The 5,114-nt window shown below is 68.8% G+C and carries 2 protein-coding genes, 1 other RNA gene and 2 pseudogenes; all 5 read right to left on the bottom strand.

What is annotated here, in order from left to right:
- Positions 1–142 precede the first annotated feature (142 nt).
- A pseudogene (locus ACIBTS_RS49145) lies at positions 143–865 on the bottom strand (DNA/RNA helicase domain-containing protein); the annotation flags it as partial.
- 185 nt (positions 866–1,050) lie between these two features.
- Entirely contained in the window at positions 1,051–2,316 is a 1,266-nt protein-coding gene (pglX, locus tag ACIBTS_RS49140; protein ID WP_399328485.1) for a BREX-2 system adenine-specific DNA-methyltransferase PglX, read from the bottom strand.
- Positions 2,317–2,808: 492 nt separating this feature from the next.
- Positions 2,809–3,214, bottom strand: an RNA gene (gene rnpB / locus ACIBTS_RS49135) — RNase P RNA component class A.
- Positions 3,215–3,350: 136 nt separating this feature from the next.
- A pseudogene (locus ACIBTS_RS49130) lies at positions 3,351–4,070 on the bottom strand (DMT family transporter); the annotation flags it as partial.
- 88 nt (positions 4,071–4,158) lie between these two features.
- Complete coding sequence (locus ACIBTS_RS49125) at positions 4,159–4,983, bottom strand: helix-turn-helix domain-containing protein (RefSeq protein WP_399328483.1); 825 nt, start codon at positions 4,981–4,983, stop codon at positions 4,159–4,161.
- Positions 4,984–5,114 lie beyond the last annotated feature (131 nt).

Here is a 5,114-nt window from a genome sequence, read left to right as displayed (position 1 = left end):
GCCCGTTGCGGTTAACGTCGCACGACGGGTTCGGGAGGAGGCCGCTGGGAAAAGGGGCAGCTCCGCTGCCACCTCGCCCGGCGGCCCACCTCACGTTGCACGTGCTGCAAGAGGGCCACCCGCGCACGCACCGGGTGGCCCCCAACCGCATGCGGTCGTCGGGCTCCCACACGACCGGCCCGCCGGGCTCCAGACCGAGAAGCCGGACAACCCAGCGCAGGTAGGCGTCGCTGCCTCCGCAGCGGAACTGGCTTTCCAGGGGGACGACATGGCAGTCGATGCCCCGTCTGGCCGCGGCCTCACGGATTTCGCCCACGGTGCCCATCTCACCGGGACACACCACCTGGTGCTCGTCGAGGAAGAAGACCGGTACGTGGGCGACGTCGATGAGCTCGTCGATCTGGGCCCTGGGCGTGTTCTTCTCCGTGGTCATGAAGCTGTTGAAGTACTTGAAGAGATCCTGGACTTCGCGTTTCCGGGAGCCGGCCACCTTGCGCATCGTCTTGGTGAACGACTGCGAGCCGGTGGCGTGAACTGCGGCCACGCCCCTCCGGTAGAGCTCGCCGAGCAGTTGGAGTGCTATCACGCTCTTCCCCGTACCGGGGCCGCCGGTGACGATGACGACTTCTTTGTGGTCAGCGCGCTTGGCCCGCTCCACCGCGTTGAGCACCATGCGGTAGGCGACCTGCTGCTCGTCGAGGAGGACGAACTGCTGCCGCTCGCGCACTTCCTGGGCTGCCACGGACATCAACTGCTTCGACGGCACGGTGGCGCCCGCGAGCAGTTCGTCGGCCGCACGGGCACCGGGGTGCTCCTCGCTCAGCTTCGACCGCAGGTGGTCCAGGAACGCACCGCGACGCTCCCCCGCAGCTCCGCCGCGACTTCCAGCCGAGCCGCACGCATCAACTCGGCAACCAGATGGTGCCGTTCGGCCCCCGTCATCCTGTGGTCCCCCGTTCCCGTCGGCCAGTACAAGGCATGGCCACCCGGCGCGACCTTATGCCGTCATGGAAGGTGAGGATGCTGATCCGGCCAGGCGCGCACAGGGCATCAGGGGTGCTTGGGCGCGGAGCGACGCGGCCGCCAGGAAGTCAAGTCGTGTGTGGTTAGTCCATACACACTGAGCAGGTCTTCGAAGTGACGCTGGAACACCTCAAATTGCCCGAGCCTGCCCATTGAATACTCCTGAACCTCCCATCGGCGCATGGAACGGAGCAGTTCCTGTACTCCGGCCAGGAGAGAGGTAATCCGGTACACACTCGGATTTGGTTGCCGACCAACGCCACCGACCAGATCCAGCAGAACGCGAACACGATCGGTTTCGCTCCAGCCGGACCAACCGAGCAGCAGGCAGCCCCCTTCGTCAACAACGTCAGCGTAGGAGATGAAGCGTTCGCGGGGAATGTCCAGCCTGCCTCGGATCGACCAGTAGGACGCGCGCTGGAAATCGGCGCTCACGTACTTGGGCGGAACGGGGATCCCCAACGCCTCGCCCGTCTCGTCCTCGCGGCGCTGAAGCTCCCACACCCGCTCCCACTGCGCGCGCTTACGCAGTCCCGACTCCTTGTACCTCAACGCTGCCGCATACGGGACCTGCTCACCGTCCAAAATCGCGCCCAGCACATCTGCGAGCGTGCCCTCCCGCCGCCCCAGGTGGTCGGCCGCGTAGAGCGCGGCTGCGGAACGGACCCCGGCATCGTCACCGAGTTCCCGTGCCAGTTGCCCGATCGTCCGGGGACGCGGACGCCTGTCGCCGTTCTTCTCCTCGAACCACAGTCGTTCGTCCTCGCAACGGTCGAGCAGCCACGTGCGCAGCGCTCGCTCTTCGCTCTTCTCCCAGGGCTCCGTCGCCCACCGCCGCTTGTACTCAGCGCGCTCGACGAGGGCGATCGCCTGACGGGACTCAATGGCATCGATCCTGGCCTGTACGACGTCCCGGTAGGCCGCCGGCCAATGGTTCGGGACGTCGGTGACCAGTGTGACTTCGTGTCTATCGAACCAGGACGGCCCTTCGAGCCAGGACGGCGAGGCCGTCCCTTCGGCGACCTTGCGTGCCCACACGATCTCGAACGCGCGCTCCCCTGGCCTCAGCGTGGGGAGTTCGCAATCCGGCGAAGTAATCAGACGAGCTCGCTCATCGGCCGACAGCAGTCCATACGAGGCGTAGACGTCCCAGTCCAGTTCCTCCTGAAGGGCGACCATCTCATGGCGGGTCCGTGCGTATGCGGCTCTTGCGGCGTCCAGAGCCTTCCGGCTGGGCGGGCGCCGATCCGTAAAGACGGTGCTGGGCTGCTGAGCGTCAAGAAGCCTGGCCAGTCTGGTCAGTTCCCGTGAGCGAGCTCGGGGGGGGGGCGTCGGAGGGAAGCGGAAGCTGGAGAAGAGACTTCGCCGTAAAGCTGTACGTACGTGCCCATTCCTTTCCGAACGAGCCAGTCGTAGTTCTTCAGCGCGGTGATCGTCTCTTCGGTCATGGGCCCGAGGCTACTGGGCACGGCAAAACGCTGCTGGCGTTCACCCGGAACTGGGAGCCTGCAACCGCCGCCTTCGGGCCCATACTGCAACGGAGGCCGCTTCCCACCTCACGCCACCATCCCAAAGACCCACACCAAGATCGACGTAACTATGATCTGGCCCAGGTCAGAGGCGTCCCCCGCCCCTCCGCTCCAGGGACTTTTCAGGGACTTTCAGTGCTGTCTGAGGGACTTCAGAGGGACTTTCCGCCGCGTAACGCGGCAAGCCCCCGAAAGACCGGAAAGGGCCTCCGACGCAGGTCAGAGGCCCTTTCCAAGGCAAAGCCGCAGGTGGCGGCAGACGAGTCGGGCTGTACGCCGGGTTCTGTACCGAGGGGTCTCGCGACGTCCTCGGCGACGGCCATCCATCTAGGACCGGCGTTGCCGCCGGCCTCGTGCGGTCTACCCGCGGACTCGGGCGGGCAGCCCTCGAACGTCCGCGCAGAGCGCGCCTTTTACGGCGGCTCCTTTTGACCTTGCTCCGGGTGGGGTTTACCTAGCTGCCCAGGTCGCCCTGGGCACTGGTGGTCTCTTACACCACCGTTTCACCCTTACCGGGGGCCGAAGCCCTCGGCGGTCTGTTTTCTGTGGCACTGTCCCGCGGGTCACCCCGGGTGGCCGTTAGCCATCACCCTGCCCTGTGGAGCCCGGACGTTCCTCGGGAAGCCCCTAAGGGGACTCCACGCGGCCGTCCGCCCGGCTCGTCTGCCGTGTCGACCATGTTACCGGGCGCGGGTCCTCCTTCCGTCCCGCCGGTCCGGTCGACGGTCCCGCCGCCGTTGCCAGGACCGAGCCCGCCAGGATCAGGGTGAAGGCGGCGACGATCGTCGGGGTCAGGGGCTCGTCGAGGAACAGGGCGCCGGCCGCCACCGCTACCGCCGGGTTGACGTAGGTGAAGACCATCGCGCGGGTGGGGCCCGCCTCCTTGATCAGTTCCAGGAAGGCGACGAAGGCGAGCGCCGTGCAGATCACGCCCAGGCCGATGAGGGCGGTCAGGACCGACGCGGACGGCATCTGCGCAGGCCAGGTCGCTGCCGCCGCGGGCGCGTAGACCAGGGCCGCCAGGGCCAGGCAGGGCGCCGTGAGCTGGAGGGTCGGTACGTCCTTCAGCCGGCGTGCCGCGATCAAGGGCGCCGTCGCGTATCCCAGCACCGTCAGGAACACCTCCCCCAGGGAGCGGGCGTCGCCGCCGGTGAGATGCGGCACGGTGAGGACGGCGACGCCCGCCAGGCCGAGGGCCAGTCCCGTGATCCGCCGGAGGCCCAGGCGTTCCGTGTCGCCGAAGAGGCGGGCCAGGGCGACGCCGACGATCGGCACGCCCGCGATCAGCAGGCCCGCCGTCGAGCTGGACAGATGGCGCTCGGCGTCCGTGAGCGTGAACCACGGGACGAGGATCTCGATGCACGCGAAGGCCAGCATGGGCAGCCAGTGGGCACGGACGGTGCGGAACAGGCCGCCGCCGCGCAGCGCGAAGGGGAGCAGGAGGGCGGCGCCCAGGGCGCAGCGCGTGAACACCACCATGGACGGTGACAGCGGGGCGTCCACCGCCACCTTGATCATGAGGTAGGGGATGCCCCACACCACTCCCATCAGGGAGAACAGGAACCAGCCGCGTGCAGTCATGCGGGGAGTGTCGGCCGGATCCCGGTCAGGTGTCTTGAACGCTGTTGCGGTACGCCGCCGGCGTCACGCCCATGACGCGGCGGAACCAGCGGGTGAGGTGGGCCTGGTCCGCGAAGCCGACCAGGGAGGCCACCTCGGCCGGGCGCAGGCCGGCCTCCAGCAGGGCTCTCGCCCTGGTCACCCGGTACTGGGCCAGCCAGGCGTAGGGCGGTATGCCGGTCGTCGTACGGAAGGCGCGCAGGAGTTGGTAGCGGGACAGGCCCAGGTCGGCGGCGAGGTCGGAGAGGGAGGGCGGGGTGAGGAGTTCGTCGGCGAGACGGTCGCGGACGGCGTGGGTGATGCGCTCGGCGCCGGGGATCGTGTCGCACACCGGGCGGACCGTGGAGTGACGGCGGGCGAGGGCCGTCAGCAGCCACGGGAGGCGGGACTCGACCTCCAGCGGGTCGGGGCAGGCGGCCAGGTCCGTGTGGGCGCGGGCCAGGGCGACAGCCAGTTCGGGGTCGTCGATGACGGGTTCGTGGAAGTGCGGGAGGCCACCGCCGACGGCGCCGTCCGTCAGCAGCGACACCGGCGCGTAGAGCGCGCGGTAGGCGTAGCCGCCGTCGGGGGTTCCGGGGCCGCCGGTGTGCATCTCGCCGGGGGCGAGGACGACGATGGAGCCGGGACCGAGGCGGAGGCGGCCGCCGCGGTAGTCGATGACCTCGGAGCCGCCCACGCACACGCCGACGTTGAGCTCCTCGTGGGCGTGCGGGGCGTAGACGTGCCGTTCGAATCGGGCGGTGAGCAGGTCCAGGGGCGGGCCGCAGCGGCCCAGCCGGGCCCTCGTCCACCACGCCTGTTCACGGCTCACGCACCACTCCCTGGAATTCCCGAGTTCCTCGTGCTTCTAGGGCGTGTTTCGAAAGTCCCGTCTGGCCCGCGACGCCTGGCACGGCGCCTCGCCGCGTTGTCGGGATCGTCCGCGTACGCCCAGTACGCGGA

Source organism: Streptomyces sp. NPDC050121, assembly GCF_044460385.1.
In the GTDB taxonomy this organism is placed as follows: Bacteria; Actinomycetota; Actinomycetes; order Streptomycetales; family Streptomycetaceae; genus Streptomyces; species Streptomyces soliscabiei.
The sequence above is the reverse complement of the archived record's forward strand: the minus strand, read 5'-3'. Positions and strand labels throughout refer to the sequence as shown.